The organism is Pseudomonas sp. DD1 (assembly GCF_044510355.1).
In the GTDB taxonomy this organism is placed as follows: domain Bacteria; phylum Pseudomonadota; class Gammaproteobacteria; order Pseudomonadales; family Pseudomonadaceae; genus Aquipseudomonas; species Aquipseudomonas shahriarae.
This window is the reverse complement of record NZ_MSAJ01000038.1, coordinates 175,724-192,181: the sequence shown is the minus strand read 5'-3', so window position 1 is coordinate 192,181 and position 16,458 is coordinate 175,724. Positions and strand designations below refer to the sequence as shown.

At 62.4% G+C, this 16,458-nt stretch carries 17 protein-coding genes and 1 riboswitch; of the genes, 5 read left to right on the top strand and 12 right to left on the bottom strand.

The window, feature by feature from the left end; translation table 11 throughout:
- Window positions 1-7: 7 nt before the first annotated feature.
- From PSFL_RS25300 to cobO, 6 genes are read right to left on the bottom strand one after another with little or no spacing between them, the layout of a single operon-like run.
- Window positions 8-1,459 carry a cobyric acid synthase gene (locus tag PSFL_RS25300; RefSeq protein WP_169960377.1) on the bottom strand — a complete coding sequence of 484 codons (1,452 nt, stop codon included), beginning with the start codon at window positions 1,457-1,459 and terminating at the stop codon, window positions 8-10.
- On the bottom strand, window positions 1,456-2,445 hold the full coding sequence (gene cobD / locus PSFL_RS25295; protein ID WP_170060565.1) for a threonine-phosphate decarboxylase CobD: 990 nt from the start codon (window positions 2,443-2,445) through the stop codon (window positions 1,456-1,458). The genes PSFL_RS25300 and cobD overlap by 4 nt, the downstream gene beginning before the upstream one ends.
- Window positions 2,438-3,346 carry an adenosylcobinamide-phosphate synthase CbiB gene (gene cbiB, locus PSFL_RS25290; protein WP_170060564.1) on the bottom strand — a complete coding sequence of 303 codons (909 nt, stop codon included), beginning with the start codon at window positions 3,344-3,346 and terminating at the stop codon, window positions 2,438-2,440. The genes cobD and cbiB overlap by 8 nt, the downstream gene beginning before the upstream one ends.
- Window positions 3,343-3,993 carry a 5,6-dimethylbenzimidazole synthase gene (gene bluB / locus PSFL_RS25285; protein WP_057438763.1) on the bottom strand — a complete coding sequence of 217 codons (651 nt, stop codon included), beginning with the start codon at window positions 3,991-3,993 and terminating at the stop codon, window positions 3,343-3,345. The genes cbiB and bluB overlap by 4 nt, the downstream gene beginning before the upstream one ends.
- Window positions 3,990-5,354, bottom strand: a complete 1,365-nt coding sequence (locus PSFL_RS25280; protein ID WP_170060563.1) for a cobyrinate a,c-diamide synthase — start codon at window positions 5,352-5,354, stop codon at window positions 3,990-3,992. The genes bluB and PSFL_RS25280 overlap by 4 nt, the downstream gene beginning before the upstream one ends.
- Window positions 5,351-5,962: a cob(I)yrinic acid a,c-diamide adenosyltransferase gene (gene cobO / locus PSFL_RS25275; RefSeq protein WP_170060562.1), complete on the bottom strand. Its 612-nt coding sequence runs from the start codon at window positions 5,960-5,962 to the stop codon at window positions 5,351-5,353. The genes PSFL_RS25280 and cobO overlap by 4 nt, the downstream gene beginning before the upstream one ends.
- A 79-nt stretch (window positions 5,963-6,041) precedes the next feature.
- Window positions 6,042-6,290, bottom strand: a riboswitch (cobalamin riboswitch).
- A gap of 99 nt (window positions 6,291-6,389) precedes the next feature.
- On the opposite strand from cobO, the gene PSFL_RS25270 reads away from it, so the two are divergent.
- Window positions 6,390-7,703, top strand: a complete 1,314-nt coding sequence (locus PSFL_RS25270) for a sorbosone dehydrogenase family protein (RefSeq protein ID WP_170060561.1) — start codon at window positions 6,390-6,392, stop codon at window positions 7,701-7,703.
- 133 nt (window positions 7,704-7,836) lie between these two features.
- Here the strand turns inward: PSFL_RS25270 and PSFL_RS25265 are convergent, their stop codons facing one another.
- From PSFL_RS25265 to PSFL_RS25245, 5 genes are all read right to left on the bottom strand, one after another.
- Window positions 7,837-8,376, bottom strand: a complete 540-nt coding sequence (locus tag PSFL_RS25265) for a C40 family peptidase (RefSeq protein WP_057444557.1) — start codon at window positions 8,374-8,376, stop codon at window positions 7,837-7,839.
- 144 nt (window positions 8,377-8,520) lie between these two features.
- Window positions 8,521-9,150 (bottom strand): C40 family peptidase, encoded by a 630-nt coding sequence (locus PSFL_RS25260; RefSeq protein ID WP_057438759.1) that lies wholly within the window; start codon window positions 9,148-9,150, stop codon window positions 8,521-8,523.
- Window positions 9,151-9,363: 213 nt separating this feature from the next.
- Window positions 9,364-10,068 carry a DnaA regulatory inactivator Hda gene (gene hda / locus PSFL_RS25255; RefSeq protein ID WP_032857040.1) on the bottom strand — a complete coding sequence of 235 codons (705 nt, stop codon included), beginning with the start codon at window positions 10,066-10,068 and terminating at the stop codon, window positions 9,364-9,366.
- Window positions 10,069-10,283: 215 nt separating this feature from the next.
- Window positions 10,284-11,357 (bottom strand): AI-2E family transporter, encoded by a 1,074-nt coding sequence (locus PSFL_RS25250; protein WP_115127636.1) that lies wholly within the window; start codon window positions 11,355-11,357, stop codon window positions 10,284-10,286.
- 43 nt (window positions 11,358-11,400) lie between these two features.
- Window positions 11,401-12,459 carry a DUF2066 domain-containing protein gene (locus PSFL_RS25245; RefSeq protein ID WP_170060560.1) on the bottom strand — a complete coding sequence of 353 codons (1,059 nt, stop codon included), beginning with the start codon at window positions 12,457-12,459 and terminating at the stop codon, window positions 11,401-11,403.
- A 355-nt stretch (window positions 12,460-12,814) separates the two neighbouring features.
- Here PSFL_RS25245 and purM point away from each other — a divergent pair, with 355 nt between their 5' ends.
- From purM to PSFL_RS25225, 4 genes are all read left to right on the top strand, one after another.
- Window positions 12,815-13,873, top strand: a complete 1,059-nt coding sequence (gene purM, locus PSFL_RS25240; protein ID WP_032857036.1) for a phosphoribosylformylglycinamidine cyclo-ligase — start codon at window positions 12,815-12,817, stop codon at window positions 13,871-13,873.
- On the top strand, window positions 13,873-14,523 hold the full coding sequence (purN, locus tag PSFL_RS25235; protein WP_057438756.1) for a phosphoribosylglycinamide formyltransferase: 651 nt from the start codon (window positions 13,873-13,875) through the stop codon (window positions 14,521-14,523). Before purM ends, purN begins: the two co-directional genes overlap by 1 nt.
- Window positions 14,524-14,531: 8 nt before the next feature.
- Entirely contained in the window at window positions 14,532-15,245 is a 714-nt protein-coding gene (locus PSFL_RS25230; protein WP_057444555.1) for a DUF3108 domain-containing protein, read from the top strand.
- A gap of 369 nt (window positions 15,246-15,614) precedes the next feature.
- Window positions 15,615-15,803, top strand: a complete 189-nt coding sequence (locus PSFL_RS25225; RefSeq protein WP_057438755.1) for a hypothetical protein — start codon at window positions 15,615-15,617, stop codon at window positions 15,801-15,803.
- A gap of 94 nt (window positions 15,804-15,897) precedes the next feature.
- Here the strand turns inward: PSFL_RS25225 and PSFL_RS25220 are convergent, their stop codons facing one another.
- Entirely contained in the window at window positions 15,898-16,443 is a 546-nt protein-coding gene (locus tag PSFL_RS25220) for a DUF2058 domain-containing protein (protein ID WP_057958846.1), read from the bottom strand.
- Between the last annotated feature and the right edge of the window lie 15 nt (window positions 16,444-16,458).

Genomic DNA, 16,458 nt, shown 5'->3' with positions numbered 1-16,458 from the left:
CAAGCCCTCAAATCCCACATAACTGGCGCAGCAATCGGGTATCCAGATGCTGCTCCACCAGGTCTGCCAAGCGCTCGATATCGCGCTCGCGCAAGCCGTGGTAATCCACTTCCTGCACGTCCTGCAAACCGGCCCAGCGCAACACGGCGCTGCAGGCCGCCGGGGTTTCGAACAGGCCATGCAGATACGTGCCGAGGATTTGCCCGTCATCGCTGCAGGCACCGTCACTGCGGCCGTCATCCAGGCGTACCGCTGGCTGCGCCAGGGCGGCACCTCGGGTCACGCCTGCATGGATCTCATACCCGCTGACCGGCGCCTCTTCCAGCACCAGCCGGCCGCGCACATTGCGCAATTGTTTCTCGGCTTCCAGGGTGGTGCTGAACGCCAGGAGGCCCAGGCCATCACTGGAGCCCTCAGGCCCTTCCAGGCCCAGTGGGTCGTGGACCTGCTCGCCCAGCATCTGCAGGCCACCGCAGATGCCCAGCACCTTGCCGCCGTAACGCAAGTGCCGGGCAATGGCCGTGTCCCAGCCATTGGCGCGCAGATAGGCCAGGTCGCTGCGCACGCTTTTCGAGCCGGGCAGGATGATCAGGTCGGCGGCGGGGATTGCCTGGCCCGGCCCGACAAACTGCAAATCCACCTGGGGATGCAGGCGCAGCGGGTCAAAGTCGGTGTGGTTGCTGATGCGTGGCAGCACCGGCACCACCACCTTGAGCACCTGCGCCGCCTTGTCGATCTGGCGCTGGTCGATGCCATCCTCGGCTTCCAGGTGCAGATCCATCACATACGGCAGCACCCCCACCACCGGCTTGCCGGTGCGCGCCTCAAGCCAATCGAGGCCCGGTTGCAGCAGGGCGATATCGCCGCGAAAGCGGTTGATGATAAAGCCCTTGACCCGCGCCTGTTCCGACGGCGACAACAGCTCCAGGGTGCCCACCAGATGGGCGAATACCCCGCCGCGATTGATATCGGCAATCAGTAACACCGGGCAATCCACCGCTTCGGCGAAGCCCATATTGGCAATGTCATTGGCCCGCAGGTTGATCTCGGCTGGCGAGCCTGCGCCTTCGACCATCACCACCGGGTAGGCCGCACTCAAACGCGCGTGGGAGGCCAGCACCGCCTGCATGGCGATGGCCTTGTAGTCGTGATAGGCCACGGCATTCATGCTGGTCACGGCGCGGCCATGGATGATGACCTGGGAGCCGGTGTCGCTATTGGGCTTGAGCAGCACCGGGTTCATATCGGTGTGCGGCGCCAGGTTGGCAGCCTGGGCCTGCACAGCCTGGGCGCGGCCGATCTCGCCACCTTCTGCCGTCACCGCGCTGTTGAGCGCCATGTTCTGCGGCTTGAAGGGCACCACCGGCACGCCCTGGCGCACGACCCAACGGCACAGTGCGGTCACCAGGGTGCTTTTGCCCGCGTCGGAGGTGGTGCCTTGCACCATCAGGGTGGTCATGAGGTTTGCTTCCAGGCAGTCAGGGCCTGTTCAAGGCGCAGCCAATCGGCATCAGTCCCGGGCAGGCCAAAACGCAGGCTGCTGTCGTGGACAAACAGGCGCAGCAGGATGCCGCGCTGGGCCATGAATTCATGCAACTGCTCGGCGTGATCGGTGATCAGCCACTGGAACAGCGCGCAGCCACCTTGCGGGCGCAGGCCATACTGCTCCAGCAGGCGGAACAGGCGCTGGCTGGCGTCTTCACAGCGCTGGCGCTGGTAGGTATGGCCGGCGCTGTCGCGCAGGCAGACCTGGCCCAACTCCCGGGTCGGCCCGCTTACAGCCCAAGGCCCGACCTGTTCGGCCAGCAGCTTGAGCAGTTTGCGTTCGGCCAGCACAAAACCCAGGCGCACCCCGGCCAGGCCGAAAAACTTGCCGAACGAGCGCAACACAATCAGCCCGACTTGATTGGCCTGGCTCGCCAGGCTCAAGTGCGGGGTGTTGTCCATAAAGGCCTCATCCACCACCAGCCAGCCACCGCGCTCGGCCAGGCGCGCATGCCAATCCAGCAGGCGCTGGGGCGTGAGGCTCAGGCCGGTGGGGTTGTTGGGATTGACCACCACCAACACGTCGAGGCTGTCGAGGAAGAAGTCGACTTCCTGCTCCAGCACCTCGCGCACGATGTAACCGGCGCGGCGCCAGGCTTCGGCATGCTCGGCATAGCACGGCGACAACACGCCGACCTTGCCCGCCCGGCGCAGGCGCGGCAGCAACTGGATGGCCGCCTGGGAGCCCGGCACCGGTAATACCTGGGCCGCGCCGTAGTAATCACAGGCTGCTTGTTCAAGGCCATCATCGGTCTCTGGCAAGCGGGCCCAGGCCCGCAGCGGGATAGGCGGGATGGGCCAGGGCCAGGGCGCGAGGCCACTGGACAGGTCCAGCCAGTCTTCCTGGGCAATGCCGTACTGCAGCGCCGCCTTGCGCAGCCGTCCACCGTGTTCAAGCATAGAAATGCGCCCCCGCACACAGGATCAACACCCACAGCCACACGCCGCGCTGCACCAACTGCCAGCCACGCTCGATGGAATCGGCATCGGCCGGCGGCCCTTCGCCGAGGATCGGACGCTGGTGCAACTCACCGTGATAAATCGCTGCCCCGCCCAACTCGACGCCCAGGGCACCAGCGCCCGCAGCCATCACCGGCCCGGCATTCGGGCTGTCCCAGGTCGGCCCCTGGCGACGCCAGCATGTGAGCGCCAGGCGCGTCTTGCCGAGCACGGCGTAGGTCAACGCGACCAGCCGCGCAGGAATGTAATTCAGCAGGTCATCAATCTTCGCCGCCGCCCAGCCAAAACGTTCAAAACGTTCATTGTGATAGCCCCACATGGCATCCAGGGTATTGCTCAGGCGGTACAGCACCACGCCGGGCACGCCGGCCACGACAAACCAGAACAGCGCGGCAAACACCGCGTCACTGCCGTTTTCCAGCACCGACTCGGTGGCTGCGCGGGCCACTTCGGTGCTGTCCAGCTCACTGGTCTGGCGGCTGACCAGGTAACTCACGCGCGTGCGTGCTTCGTCCAGGTCGCCGCTGCGCAGGGCCTGGGCCACCGGCAACACGTGCTCACCCAGGCTGCGCATGCCCAGGGCCAGGTACAACGCGAGGATCTCGATCACCCAGCCGAAGTAAGGCGCCCAGGACAAGGCCGTGGCCAGCAAGGTCAGCGGTATCACCGTAATAAACCACGCGCTCACGCCATGGCTGCGCCAGCCACGCCCCGCGGAGTTGAAACGTTGCTCGATGCGCCCGGCAAAATTGCCGAACGCCACCAGCGGATGCCAGCGCCTGGGCTCGCCCAGCAGCGCATCCAGCGCCACTGCAGCGACACTCAGCAAGGCCACACTCATTGACTCACTCCCCAATAATTCTCATACAGCATGTCACTCAGCGGACGCGGTTCGGTCCAGCCTTCGAGTTGCAACATCGGTGCCGGGTAGAACTCCGTCACCGGGCCCAGGCACAGCACGGCCAGGGGCTTGGCACCGGGTGGCAGGCCCAGCAGGTCGGCCAGGTCCCGGGGTTCGAACAGTGACACCCAGCCCATGCCCAGGCCTTCGGCGCGGGACGCCAGCCATAGATTCTGGATCGCACAGGACAGTGAGGCCAGGTCCATTTCCGGCAAGGTCCGACGCCCGAAAATATGCCGTTCACGGTCATCCATCAATGCCGCCACCAGCACCTCGGCGCAGTCGTGGATGCCTTCGACCTTGAGCCTCATAAAGTCGTCCGAGCGCTCGCCCAGGGCTTGCGCGGTGCGGATGCGTTCGGCTTCCACCAACTGCTGGATCTGCCCGCGCAGGTTGCGGTCGCTGATGCGGATAAAGCGCCAGGGCTGCATCAAGCCGACGCTGGGCGCCTGGTGCGCGGCGTGCAGCAGGCGGTGCAACAACTCGGGGGCGACGGTGCCGCCACTGAAGTGGCGCATGTCGCGGCGTTCGGCAATGGCGCGGTAGATGGCGTCGCGCTCGGCCTGGGGGAAGGCGTTGTCGGTCATGACACTATCGCGGGCAAGCCCGTGCCTACCGTTGCAATACAATCGCCTGCGTTGGCGGCGTCTCGATCCGGTGCAAACAGCGCGGCCACTGCAACCGGGTTCGACGGGAAATAAAAGTGCACATAGGAGGCCGTCATCCGCCCCTGGCGATACACCGCCTCGGCGCCGCGCCCGCCATTGGGGCTCAGGCCACGGGCAATCGGCTGCCACGGCGTGCTGGTCAGGGAATGATGGTAGGTGTGGCCGCGCAATTCGCCTTCCGGCAATTCGACCGTTTGCAGGGCCAGGGCCGCCAGGCGTTTCTGCATGACCGCATCGCCTTGCAGCAGCCCCAGCAGTTCGGCACGCGTGCCCTCGACATCGGTCAGGGAGTCGAGCAGGTAGAGCATGCCGCCGCATTCGGCCAGCAATGGTTTGCCGGCGCTGTGGTGGGCGCGGATCGCCTGCAGCATCGCGGTGTTTTGCGACAGCGCCTGATGATGCAATTCCGGGTAGCCACCGGGCAGATAGAGGCTGTCGGCGTCGGGCAGCACGCGGTCATGGATCGGCGAGAAGAAGTGCAACTGCGCGCCCATCGCCCGCAGTAAGTCGAGGCTGGCGCCATAGGTGAAGGCAAAGGCTTCGTCACGGGCCACGGCAATCCGCACCCCGGCCAGCAACGGCTGGGCCTCGATCACCTCGGGCGCAGCGAATTCCACCGGCGGTGGCAGCGCTACCTCGCAACTGCTGGCCAGGGCGGCGGCGGCGGCATCCAGGCGCAGGTCGAGGTCATTCAACTCGCTGGCCTGCACCAGGCCCAGGTGGCGGCTGGGCAGCTCGATCCCGGTTTCCCGGGACAGCGCGCCGTACCAGCGCAGGCCTTCGGTCAGGCTGCCTTCCAGCAACTGCGCATGGCGCACGGTGCCGACGCGGTTGGCCAGGACCCCGGCGAACGGCAGGTCCGCCTGGTAACGCGCCAACCCCAGCGCCAGGGCGCCAAAGGTTTGGGCCATGGCGGTGCCGTCGATCACTGCCAGCACCGGCACGCCAAAGTGGCGCGCCAGGTCGGCGCTGGACGGTGTGCCGTCGAACAGGCCCATCACGCCCTCGATCAGGATCAGGTCCGCCTCCCCCGCAGCTTCCCACAACAGGCGACGACTTTCCTGCTCGCCGACCATCCACATGTCCAATTGATAGACCGGCGCACCACTGGCGCGCTCATGGATCATCGGGTCGAGAAAGTCCGGGCCGCACTTGAACACCCGGACCTTGCGCCCCAGGTTGCGATGCAAACGGGCCAGCGCGGCGGTGACAGTGGTCTTGCCCTGGCCTGACGCCGGCGCGGCGATCAGCACTGCTGGGCAATGGCGCGGCTGGTTCAAAGTTCGATGCCTTTCTGTGCCTTGATACCCGCCTGGAACGCGTGCTTGAGCATGCCCATTTCGGTGACGGTATCGGCCATTTCAATCAGTTCCGGTTTGGCCCCGCGGCCGGTGACCAGCACGTGCTGCATCGGTGGCCGGGCTTGCAGGTCGCTCAACACTTGGTCCAGGTCCAGATAGCCGTGCTTGAGCGCGATGTTCAGCTCATCCAGCACCACCAGGCCGATGGATGGATCCTGCAACATTTCCCGGGAAACCTTCCAGGCCGCTTCGGCGGCAGCGAGATCGCGCTGGCGGTCCTGGGTCTCCCAGGTAAAGCCCTCGCCCATCACATGGAAGCGCACCTGCTCGGGGAAGCGGCGGAAGAACAGCTCTTCACCGGTGCTGTTACGGCCCTTGATGAACTGCACCACACCGCATTGCATACCGTGCCCCATGGCCCGGGCGAGCATGCCAAACGCCGAGCTGCTCTTGCCTTTGCCGTTGCCGGTCAACACCAGCAGCAAACCGCATTCATTCGGTGAATTGGCAATGCGCTCGTCAATCACCGCTTTTTTGCGCAGCATGCGCGCCAGGTGGCGTTCGTCACGATCAGGGGTATCAGTCATGGCAGCTCTCCGTTGGGGCTGGACAAAAACGGCGGGCAGGAAAAGACAACTTAAATGAAGCCAAGCATCGCCCACCGTGATGCTGTTGGATGAATCAGGCCGGTCTCCGGGCTCATGAGTGGCGCCCGATTGACCAGGGCAAGCCGACGATGCGCCTTCCCATATCGCAGGCGATACAGTGGCAAAAGCAGCGTCTTGACTCATTTACCGTTGCGGGGGCAGCGCCGGGATCGTGGCCACACTGTAGAAAAGTGCGCGCACTCACCGGCTTCCCTGTTTCACTCGGTCGGCGCGTACGCCACAGAGCACCTGAAACAAGCGGCGAAGGTTAGTGGGTTGGGGGTACAGCGTCAATTAAAGCCGGCCACGTACTTGAACCATCGCCGCGCGCCATACCTCTATGACTACAGGCATTGAGGAGAAAAACATGCACAAGACCCGACTCGCCCTACTGATCATGGCCGCAGGCGCACTCGCTGCCTGTGGCGAAAGCTCAACCTTGCAGGTATCCGATGGCACCGGGCCGTCGCCCAAGCTGCCGGAACCGAATAAAACCCTGATCCCCACCGTCAACATCGCTCCGGCGATTGGCTGGCCCGCCGGGGCCAAGCCCAAGGCCGCCGCCGGCACCCAGGTTGGCGCCTTCGCCGAAGGCCTGGATCACCCGCGCTGGCTGTATGTATTGCCCAATGGCGACGTGCTGGTGGCCGAGACCAATGCGCCGCCCAAGCCGGATGACTCCAAGGGCATTCGCGGCTGGGTCATGGAAAAGGTCATGGGCCGTGCCGGTGCCGGCGTACCCAGCCCGAACCGTATCACCCTGCTACGCGATGCCAACCATGATGGCGTGGCGGAGACCCGCACGGTGTTCCTGGAAAACCTCAACTCGCCGTTTGGCATGACCCTGGTGGGCAACGACCTGTATGTGGCCGACTCGGACAAGCTGCTGCGCTTCCCCTATCAACCGGGAGAAACCGCGATCAAGGCCCAGGGCACCAAGGTCATCGACCTGCCGGGCGGCCCGCTCAACCACCACTGGACGAAAAACGTGGTGGCCAGCAAGGACGGCAGCACGTTGTATGTGAGCGTGGGTTCCAACAGCAACGTCGGTGAAAACGGCCTGGAAGCCGAACAGGGGCGTGCGGCGATCTGGGAAGTCGACCGGGCCAGCGGCAAGCAGCGGATTTTTGCCTCCGGGCTGCGCAACCCCAATGGCATGGCCTGGGAGCCGCAAAGCGGCAAGCTGTGGACGGCAGTCAACGAGCGCGATGAAATCGGCAGCGACCTGGTGCCGGACTACATCACCTCGGTCAAGGATGGCGGCTTTTACGGCTGGCCGTTCAGCTACTACGGCCAACACGTGGATGTACGGGTCACGCCGCAGGACCCGGACCTGGTGGCCAAGGCCATTGCGCCGGACTATGCCGTCGGCCCCCACACCGCGTCGCTGGGCCTGACCTTTGCCGAGGGCAACACCCTACCGGCGCAATTTGCCCATGGCGCTTTTATCGGCCAGCACGGCTCGTGGAATCGCAAGCCGCACAGTGGGTACAAGGTGATCTTTGTGCCATTTGCGGGGGGCAAGCCCAACGGCGCGCCGGTGGATGTGCTGACCGGCTTTCTCAACAGTGATGAGAAAGCCATGGGCCGGCCGGTGGGCGTGGTGATCGACCAGCAAGGCGGGTTGCTGGTGGCGGACGATGTGGGGAATAAGGTGTGGCGGGTGTCTTCAGCCAAATAAATGATTTGTAAACACCCCAAAACAACTGTGGGAGCGGGCTTGCCCGCGATGGCTGTGGATCAGTCAGGAATCTATCCACTGACACACCGCCATCGCGGGCAAGCCCGCTCCCACATTGGGTTTTATATTTGACTTAGGGATTACGCGCCAATTGCCCCGCCGGCAACACGCGCTTGGCGCTCAAATAGGCATTCTGCCAGTAGGCCTTGGACAAGGTATCAAGCTTCACCGTACCGCCGGTTTGCGGCGCATGCACGAAACGCCCTTCACCCACGTAGATACCGGCATGGCTGACCTGCGAGCCGCCGCCCGTGGCGAAGAACAGCAGGTCGCCGGTCTGCAGCGCGTCTTCGCGCACGTCCTGGGCCCGCATCACAATCAGCTCGCGAGTGGTGCGCGGCAGCGAGATGCCCGCGGCGTCGCGGTAGACAAAACCAATCAAACCACTGCAATCAAACCCCGAATCCGGGGTGTTGCCGCCCCAGCGGTAAGGCGTGCCCACCAGGCCCAGGGCGCGAAACAGCACATCTTCGGCCACTGGCGAAAAGTTCTGGGTGGAATAGTTGAATACCGGCTTGGGCTTGACGGCCACAGGCGCAGGTGGAGGACGGCTGGCGCAGGCACTGAGCAGTGCGGCGCAAACAACAAGAATTAGGCGGGCCGAGGTCGACATGGGCAGAACAATCCTGATCTGGATGCGGCTTTCGCTGCCGAACGCTGAAAACTAGACCGCGCAAGCAAGCTTGCGCGGTCTGGTTCGCAACAATATCTCAGGATTCTAGCGCTTACGCGTCAAACTTCAAGTATCACTTTAACTTTACTTGCGAGCGGTAACGGTAGTCGGGGCCATCGCCAAAGCGCGCTTGGCTTCGATGAAGGTTTTGCTCCAGTAGCTGTCACCCAGCTTATCGACCCGCACCCCACCGCTACGGCGGCTGCTGGAGTGGATGAACTGGTCATCGCCCAGGTAGATACCGGCGTGGCTGACGCGACCACGGCCGTTGGTACTGAAGAAAAGCAGATCGCCGGGCTTGAGGTTGTTTCGTGCGACCAACGGTGCATCCACGTTGATCATTTCGCGGGTGGAGCGCGGCAGGTTCATGCCGGCTTCTTCACGAAACAGGTAGCCGATAAAGCCACTGCAGTCGAAACCGGCTTCAGAGGTACCACCGAAACGGTAACGGGTACCGATCAGCGACATGCCGCGTTCGAGGATACTGTCGGCCAGCAGTGGCAGCTGATAAGGCTTGCTGTCGGCAAACTGGGCCAGTTCTTTTTCGGTCGCCACCTCTTCTTCATAAACAGAAGAAGACTGTGCTGCGACGAATTTGGCTTGATGCTGTTGTTGTGGCTTTTGCTGCTCGACCACCTGCTGGGGGTGGGTGGCGCAACCAAACAACAGGGTAACGAGTGCGAGAGGCACGAGGGGTGCGAAGCGATTTAGCATGGGCACGACCGTGGCTGATATGTAAAGAAGCCGAGACTATGCCTTCTATGACATCGATTTGCAAATTCAATCGTGATCTATGTGACTTCTTGTTTGACCTATGTCATCTAAGCCCTTAAACCCCATTTAGACCCTTTTGCGTGGCCAGAGCGGCCCAAACGCAGGTTTTCTGACGCCTGTAATTTGCCAAGAACCCCGGTTTTAAAGGGCTGGCTACCAGCCGAGGGTTTCTTTGAGGAAGGGAATGGTGAGCTTGCGCTGGGCCTGCAAGGAGGCCTGGTCGAGTTGTTCGAGCAAGTCGAACAGCGCGCTCATGCTGCGGGTGCCACGGGTGAGGATGAAATGCCCGACTTCATCGGTCAGGTGCAGGCCACGACGCGAAGCGCGCAGTTGCAGGGCACGCAGCTTGTCTTCGTCGGACAGTGGGCGCATCTGGAAGATCAGCGCCAGGGTCAGCCGCGACTTGAGGTCTGCCAGCTTGACCGGCAATTCCCGTGGCGAGGTAGAGGCGGCAATCAACAGACGCCGGCCGCTGTCGCGCAGGCGGTTGAACAGATGGAACAGCGCTTCTTCCCAGTCCGCCCGGCCGGCAACGGCTTGCAGGTCATCCAGGCACACCAGTTCGTATTGCTCGAGGTTATCGAGGATGCCGATGCCACGGTCCAGCAGCTCGGCCAACGGCAAATACACCGCCGGCTCCCCCATCTGCTCAAAGCGCAGGCAGGCGGCCTGCAACAGGTGGGTACGCCCCACGCCGTCCTTGCCCCAGAGGTAGATCAGGCTTTCCGTCCACCCGGCGTCGGCTTCGCAGAGCCGCTCGACATAGCCGAGTGCAGCGGCATTGGCGCCTGGGTAGTAATTGATGAAGGTAGCGTCGTCACGCAGACGCACACCTAGGGGCAGCTGAATCGGTTTCATGCTGACTGAACGGTTCCAATCGAACCGTTAGTGGCCTCTGTGAAAAGTTTGCAAAGTTTATACCCGTGACGCCGGGCGCACAATGCAACAGACCATAAGCAAAATCAAAGGTTTGCGTTAACTGATTGGATTTTTTGGAGATTGTTTGGCGCGATGGCTAAATGCCAAGCCGCGCAGACAACAAACCCGGCCTTGAGCCGGGTTTGTGATCAGTCTTACAACTGAGGGTCATCGGCGCCCGTATAGACGTCCGAATCCTTGTACACATCGTGCACATGGCGCACCAGCACCATGATCACCGCCGCTACCGGCAGCGCCAGGAGGATGCCGGTAAAGCCGAACAACTCGCCGCCCGCCAGGATCGCAAAGATCACCGCCACCGGATGCAGGCCGATGCGGTCGCCCACCAGCAGCGGCGTCAGCACCATGCCTTCCAGAGCCTGGCCGACCATGAACACCGCGACAATCCCCAGCATCGGGTACAAGTCGCCGCCAAACTGGAACAGGCCAGCCACCAGCGCCGCACCAATCCCGATGACAAAGCCCATGTACGGCACAATCGCCGCGAGGCCGGCAATCATGCCGATCAACAGGCCCAGTTCCAGGCCGATCGCCATTAGCCCGCCAGCGTAGATAATCCCCAGCGCCACCATCACCAGCAATTGCCCACGGACAAAGGCGCCCAGCACCTCATGGCACTCCCCGGCCAGGGACACGATGCGCTCCTCGCGATCACGGGGCAGCAGGCTGCGGATCTTGGCCATCATGATGTCCCAGTCACGCAGCAGGTAGAACGCCACCACCGGGATCAATACCAGGTTGGTCAGCCAGCCAATCAATGCCAGGCTGGATGCCGTGGCCTGACTGAGGATCACCCCGACGATATCGGTGGTCTGGCCCATATGCTCGCTGATCGCGGCCTTGACCTTGTCGAACTTCCAGAAGCCATCGGCCAGGCCGAGTTTGGACTGCACCCAGGGCATGGCCGTGTGCTGCAGCCAATCGAGCATTTGCGGCGCCAGTTCGTACAGGCGCAACAGTTGCTTGGCCAGCATCGGCACCAGCACCAGCAACAGCGCCATGACGATCAGGGTAAACAGCGCAAACACCGCCACCACGCCCCAGGTGCGCGACAGCCCGGCCTTTTCCAGGCGATCCACCACCGGATCGAACAGATAGGCCAGCAGCAACGCGACCAGGAACGGCGTCAGGATCGAATGCAGCAAGAACACCAAGACGCACAGCAGGACAATCCCGCCAAGCCACACCCAACGACGCGTATCCGCCATAAACCACTCCATCTGTTATTTGCTTCTATATAAGGAAGAACATTTACCAACGGAAACGCAGTTGCGGCTCAGGCTCGGCTTGCGGCACCGGCACCGGCTGCGCGCCTTCGGCCACGGGCGACGGCACAGGTTGTGGCGCGAGCGCCTCACCAGCCGGCACTTCCTGCAACTTGGCCAGGCTCAATTGGCTGCGCAACTGCTCGCTGCTGCCGTTGACGCGATAGACGATCCGGTCACCCTCCACCCGCTGCAACTGCGCACCAAACGGCTCCAGCAGATGACCGAGGGCGGCGTAGCGCTCCAGGGTCATGCCCTGCACTTGCAGCAACTGCTCGCTGGACACCCCGGTCTTTACCGCAAAACGGGGCGCCAGGCGCTCGCTGACTGCCAGCAGCACGGCATCGGCCAACGCCGCGGGATCGGCGCCCTGCACCGTGCCCTGCTCGGCTTTATCACCCAGCCACAGGCGCCACTTGGCTTGCCATTGGCCCGCGTCTTCACGGGCATGCACCGCCAGCAAGGCGTCGGCGCCATAACGTTCGGAGGCCGCACGCAGAGGGGCCGGATCGGCACTTTCAAGAGTGGGTGCGGTGGCGACGATCTGCTCATCGAGATCGCCCAGCGGCAGGCGCAAAGGCAGGCCGCGATGCTGCGCCGCACGGCGCAGCGGCTCGGCAGCCGACTGGCCATCACCGACCAGGCTGCTGCCTTCAGTGGAATCGCTCAGCCACCAGCCGAGGATCGACGGCCGATTGTTGCCCCACAACGCCAGGCCGGCATCGCGCAGGGCGCGGTCGGTGCTGACCGGATCGAAATCCACTTGCAGGCTTTCCGGCGGGCCGGCGTCGTAACCGTACTGGCTGATGATCTGTTGCGGATCCTTGCGGATCGCCGCCAGGCCAGGGCCCTGGGCGGCCTTGGCGTCGCCGGTGAGGCGGGCTACCAGGGTCTGCAGGGCGCGCTGGGTAGCTTGTTCACGCTCCTCCGGCGCCTGGCTGCTGACCGGCTCCAGCACTTGATAAAGACCATTAACGGTTTCGGCATGACTGGCCAGGCTGACCAACGACAAACAGCCAACAAAAAAGTATCTACTCAGACCCATGAAAAAAGATTCCCGAACGACAAAAAAGCGGCTGGAACAGGCCGCGTGAAGAAGGTTAAGCAAGGCTGTGACCACAGCGACCGGCAAAACATTCACAAGGCCCCGGTAAGTTTTCGTACTGTCATAACGATAGCGGGTTAAAGGCTATACCTTAATACAGGCGATCGCGGCGCCTATTAAGGTTTTTTTAGCACCATATGCCCCTGCCCGTCGGCCCGAGGATGGCCGCTGCCCCTCAAGCCTGATAAAATCGCGCGCCTTCGCAGACCGTCAACGGCTGGGCGTCCTGAAGTGTTCAGCTTCTGTGCCCACCGCATCGGTCGTTACCCCTGAATCCCCCCTAAAGGCCTGGATCATGAGCAAGCAACCCTCCCTGAGCTACAAGGACGCCGGTGTAGACATCGACGCCGGTGAAGCATTGGTCGAACGCATCAAGAGCGTCGCCAAGCGCACTGCGCGCCCCGAAGTCATGGGCGGCCTGGGCGGTTTCGGCGCCCTCTGCGAGATCCCGGCCGGCTACAAGCAGCCAGTGCTGGTCTCCGGCACCGACGGCGTGGGCACCAAGCTGCGCCTGGCCCTGAACCTGAACAAGCACGACACCATCGGCATCGACCTGGTGGCCATGTGCGTCAACGACCTGGTGGTATGCGGCGCCGAGCCGTTGTTCTTCCTCGACTACTACGCCACCGGCAAGCTCAACGTGGAGACCGCTGCACAAGTGGTCACCGGTATCGGCGCTGGCTGCGAACTGTCGGGTTGCTCCCTGGTCGGCGGCGAAACCGCTGAAATGCCAGGCATGTACGAAGGCGAAGACTACGACCTGGCCGGCTTCTGCGTCGGCGTCGTGGAAAAAGCCGAGATCATCGACGGCTCCAAGGTGGCGGCCGGTGACGCCCTGCTGGCCCTGCCATCGTCCGGCCCGCACTCCAACGGCTACTCGCTGATCCGCAAGATCATCGAAGTGTCCGGCGCCGACATCGAGAACACCCAGCTCGACGGCAAGCCTCTGACCGACCTGCTGATGGCCCCGACCCGCATCTACGTCAAGCCATTGCTCAAGCTGATCAAGGACACCGGCGCGGTCAAGGCCATGGCCCACATCACCGGTGGCGGCCTGCTGGACAACATCCCGCGCGTACTGCCAAAAGGCGCCCAGGCCATCGTCGACGTGGCCAGCTGGCAGCGCCCGGCGGTCTTCGACTGGCTGCAAGAGAAAGGCAACGTCAACGAGACCGAAATGCACCGCGTGCTGAACTGCGGCGTGGGCATGGTCATCTGCGTGGCTCAAGAGCACGTGGAAACCGCGCTGAACGTTCTGCGTGAAGCCGGCGAGCAGCCATGGGTGATCGGCCAGATCGCCACGGCTGCCGAAGGTGCTGCCCAGGTTGAACTGAAGAACCTCAAGGCTCACTGATGCCAGCAACCTGTGATGTCGTGGTGCTGCTCTCCGGCACCGGCAGTAACTTGCAGGCCCTGATCGACAGCACGCGCGCCGGCGACAGCCCGGTGCGCATCGCTGCGGTGATTTCCAACCGCAGCGACGCCTACGGCCTGCAACGCGCCCAGGACGCGGGTATCGACACCCGCGCCCTGGATCACAAGGCGTTCGACGGTCGCGAGGCCTTCGATGCAGCCTTGATCGAACTGATCGACGCCTTCAACCCCAAGCTCGTGGTCCTCGCCGGTTTCATGCGCATTCTCAGCGCTGATTTCGTGCGCCATTACCAGGGGCGCCTGCTGAATATCCACCCTTCCCTGCTGCCTAAATACAAAGGGTTACACACTCACCAACGGGCCCTTGAGGCCGGCGATACGGAGCACGGCTGCAGCGTGCACTTTGTCACCGAGGAACTCGATGGCGGGCCTCTGGTCGTACAGGCAGTAGTTCCGGTAGAGTCTGCGGACTCAGCGCAGAGCCTTGCGCAACGGGTTCACACCCAGGAACACAGGATTTACCCGCTGGCGGTTCGCTGGTTTGCCGAAGGCCGCTTGGTTCTCGGTGAACAGGGTGCATTGTTGGATGGCCAGTTACTTGCGGCCAGCGGCCACTTGATTCGTACCTAGGAGATTTTATGCGTCGCGCCCTGCTCTTCGCTTTTGCTCTGTTTGCACTGCCTGCCGTGCACGCGGCAGACCTTCAGCCTTTCTCCGCCAGCTATACCGCCGACTGGAAGCAGTTGCCCATGAGCGGCACTGCGGAACGCAGCCTGGAAAAAAACGCCGACGGTACCTGGAAGCTCAGCTTCAAGGCCTCGATGATGATCGCCAGCCTGACCGAAACCAGCACCTTGACCCTGGACAAGGATACTTTGCTGCCACAGTCCTACCACTTTGAACGGGGTGGGCTGGGTAAAGCCAAGAAAGCCGACCTGGACTTCGATTGGACCGCCAAGATGGTCACCGGCACCGATCGCGGTGATGCGGTGAAGATCCCGCTGAACCGTGGCATGGTCGACAAATCCACTTACCAGTTGGCCCTGCAGCATGACGTGGCCGCCGGCAAGAAAACCATGAGCTACCAGGTGGTGGATGACGGCGAAGTCGACACCTATGACTTCCGCGTGCTGGGTGCCGAGAAAGTCGAGACCAAGGCCGGCAAGATCGACGCCATCAAGGTTGAGCGCGTGCGCGACCCGACGCAAAGCAAGCGCATTACTGTGATGTGGTTTGCCAAGGATTGGGATTACCTGCTGGTTCGCCTGCAACAAGTCGAAACCGACGGCAAGGAATACAACATCATGCTGTTGGACGGCACGGTCAACGGCAAGGCTGTGAAAGGCAGCTGATCGTTGAGTGTTTAAAAGAGCCTCGCTAAATGCGGGGCTTTTTTTCGCCTGGCGTTTGGAGTGAGGCGACTGACGTTATCGCAGGCAAGCCAGCTCCCACAGGTGGTGCATTCCAAGGTGGGAGCTGGCTCGCCTGGGATAGCGGTGGAAGGCCTGGCACCCGGCCAAAGCCTGACTCGAACATGAAGCTTTTGTCATAAAACTCCAGGCCCTGCGACGCAATGTCGCGGTTTACGTGGCCTGGAGCATTGTTGCGTTTGCTGCAATGAATTGTTGCGTGCAAAGTCAGTTTACTTAGCAAGCTAACAAAATATATAACAAAGGCCTGCGACGCCTTGCCGCAGATCAACCAGAGACTGGAGCAAGCAGATGACAGTAAAAGTAACGGAACGCGACGATGCCCATATGTCCCACGAGGCCCTGGCCCACGGGATTCATATCTGGGATGTGCATCAACAAGACCTGCTGGTCGGTATGTTTCACAACGAGTGCGACGCCCATAACTATAAAAACGAGCTCGAAACCCTCGAAATGAGACGCCAGGCATCAAGCGCCTGAAGCGCTGAAATCCCATAGCCACCCGGCCCACGCAGCCGCAGTGTCTATAAACACAAACCCCGCCTTTTGAGCGGGGTTTGTTGTTTTTAACGCCTTACCACATCAGGTCGTCAGGGATCTGATAGGCGGCGTACGGATCATCCTCATCCGGCACCTGGGTCTCGGTGAGGATGTTCATCTGGACGATACGCTCAGGTGCGCGCTCCTGGATTTTCAGCGCGGCCTCCCGTGGAATCACTTCGTAACCGCCACCGTGATGGACAATCGCCAACGAGCCGTTGCTCAGCTTGTTGCGCATCAAGGTGTTGACCGACAGGCGCTTGACCTTCTTGTCGTCCACGAAGTTGTAATAGTCCTCGGTGGTCAACTTGGGCAGGCGCGAGGTCTCGATCAATTGCTTGACCTGCGCGGCACGGGCCTTGGCCTCGACCTTTTCCTGCTGCTGGCGGTTGAGCTCCTGGTCGCGCTTGACCTTCTCGGCCTGCGCTTCCAGGGCCAGGCGCTGCTGGGTGTCATCGGCCTGGGCCTGGCCTTTGTGAACCAGGCGCTGCTGCTTCTGCTTGTCTTTGCCGACCTGCTTGGCCTGCTTCTGATTGACCAGGCCTGCTTTGAGCAACTGGTCGCGAAGGGAAATGCTCATGGTGCTTACTCACTT

What these genes read in the sequence shown, in the direction of transcription:
- PSFL_RS25300 (WP_169960377.1), bottom strand. Translation starts at nt 1,459, where the DNA reads ATGACCACCCTGATGGTGCAAGGCACCACCTCCGACGCGGGCAAAAGC.
- PSFL_RS25230 (WP_057444555.1), top strand. Translation starts at nt 14,532, where the DNA reads ATGCGTCGCGCCCTGCTCTTCGCTTTTGCTCTGTTTGCACTGCCTGCC.
- PSFL_RS25225 (WP_057438755.1), top strand. Translation starts at nt 15,615, where the DNA reads ATGACAGTAAAAGTAACGGAACGCGACGATGCCCATATGTCCCACGAG.
- PSFL_RS25250 (WP_115127636.1), bottom strand. Translation starts at nt 11,357, where the DNA reads ATGGCGGATACGCGTCGTTGGGTGTGGCTTGGCGGGATTGTCCTGCTG.
- PSFL_RS25260 (WP_057438759.1), bottom strand. Translation starts at nt 9,150, where the DNA reads ATGCTAAATCGCTTCGCACCCCTCGTGCCTCTCGCACTCGTTACCCTG.
- bluB (WP_057438763.1), bottom strand. Translation starts at nt 3,993, where the DNA reads ATGACCGACAACGCCTTCCCCCAGGCCGAGCGCGACGCCATCTACCGC.
- cbiB (WP_170060564.1), bottom strand. Translation starts at nt 3,346, where the DNA reads ATGAGTGTGGCCTTGCTGAGTGTCGCTGCAGTGGCGCTGGATGCGCTG.
- hda (WP_032857040.1), bottom strand. Translation starts at nt 10,068, where the DNA reads ATGAAACCGATTCAGCTGCCCCTAGGTGTGCGTCTGCGTGACGACGCT.
- PSFL_RS25265 (WP_057444557.1), bottom strand. Translation starts at nt 8,376, where the DNA reads ATGTCGACCTCGGCCCGCCTAATTCTTGTTGTTTGCGCCGCACTGCTC.
- PSFL_RS25270 (WP_170060561.1), top strand. Translation starts at nt 6,390, where the DNA reads ATGCACAAGACCCGACTCGCCCTACTGATCATGGCCGCAGGCGCACTC.
- PSFL_RS25220 (WP_057958846.1), bottom strand. Translation starts at nt 16,443, where the DNA reads ATGAGCATTTCCCTTCGCGACCAGTTGCTCAAAGCAGGCCTGGTCAAT.
- purM (WP_032857036.1), top strand. Translation starts at nt 12,815, where the DNA reads ATGAGCAAGCAACCCTCCCTGAGCTACAAGGACGCCGGTGTAGACATC.
- PSFL_RS25245 (WP_170060560.1), bottom strand. Translation starts at nt 12,459, where the DNA reads ATGGGTCTGAGTAGATACTTTTTTGTTGGCTGTTTGTCGTTGGTCAGC.
- cobO (WP_170060562.1), bottom strand. Translation starts at nt 5,962, where the DNA reads ATGACTGATACCCCTGATCGTGACGAACGCCACCTGGCGCGCATGCTG.
- purN (WP_057438756.1), top strand. Translation starts at nt 13,873, where the DNA reads ATGCCAGCAACCTGTGATGTCGTGGTGCTGCTCTCCGGCACCGGCAGT.
- cobD (WP_170060565.1), bottom strand. Translation starts at nt 2,445, where the DNA reads ATGCTTGAACACGGTGGACGGCTGCGCAAGGCGGCGCTGCAGTACGGC.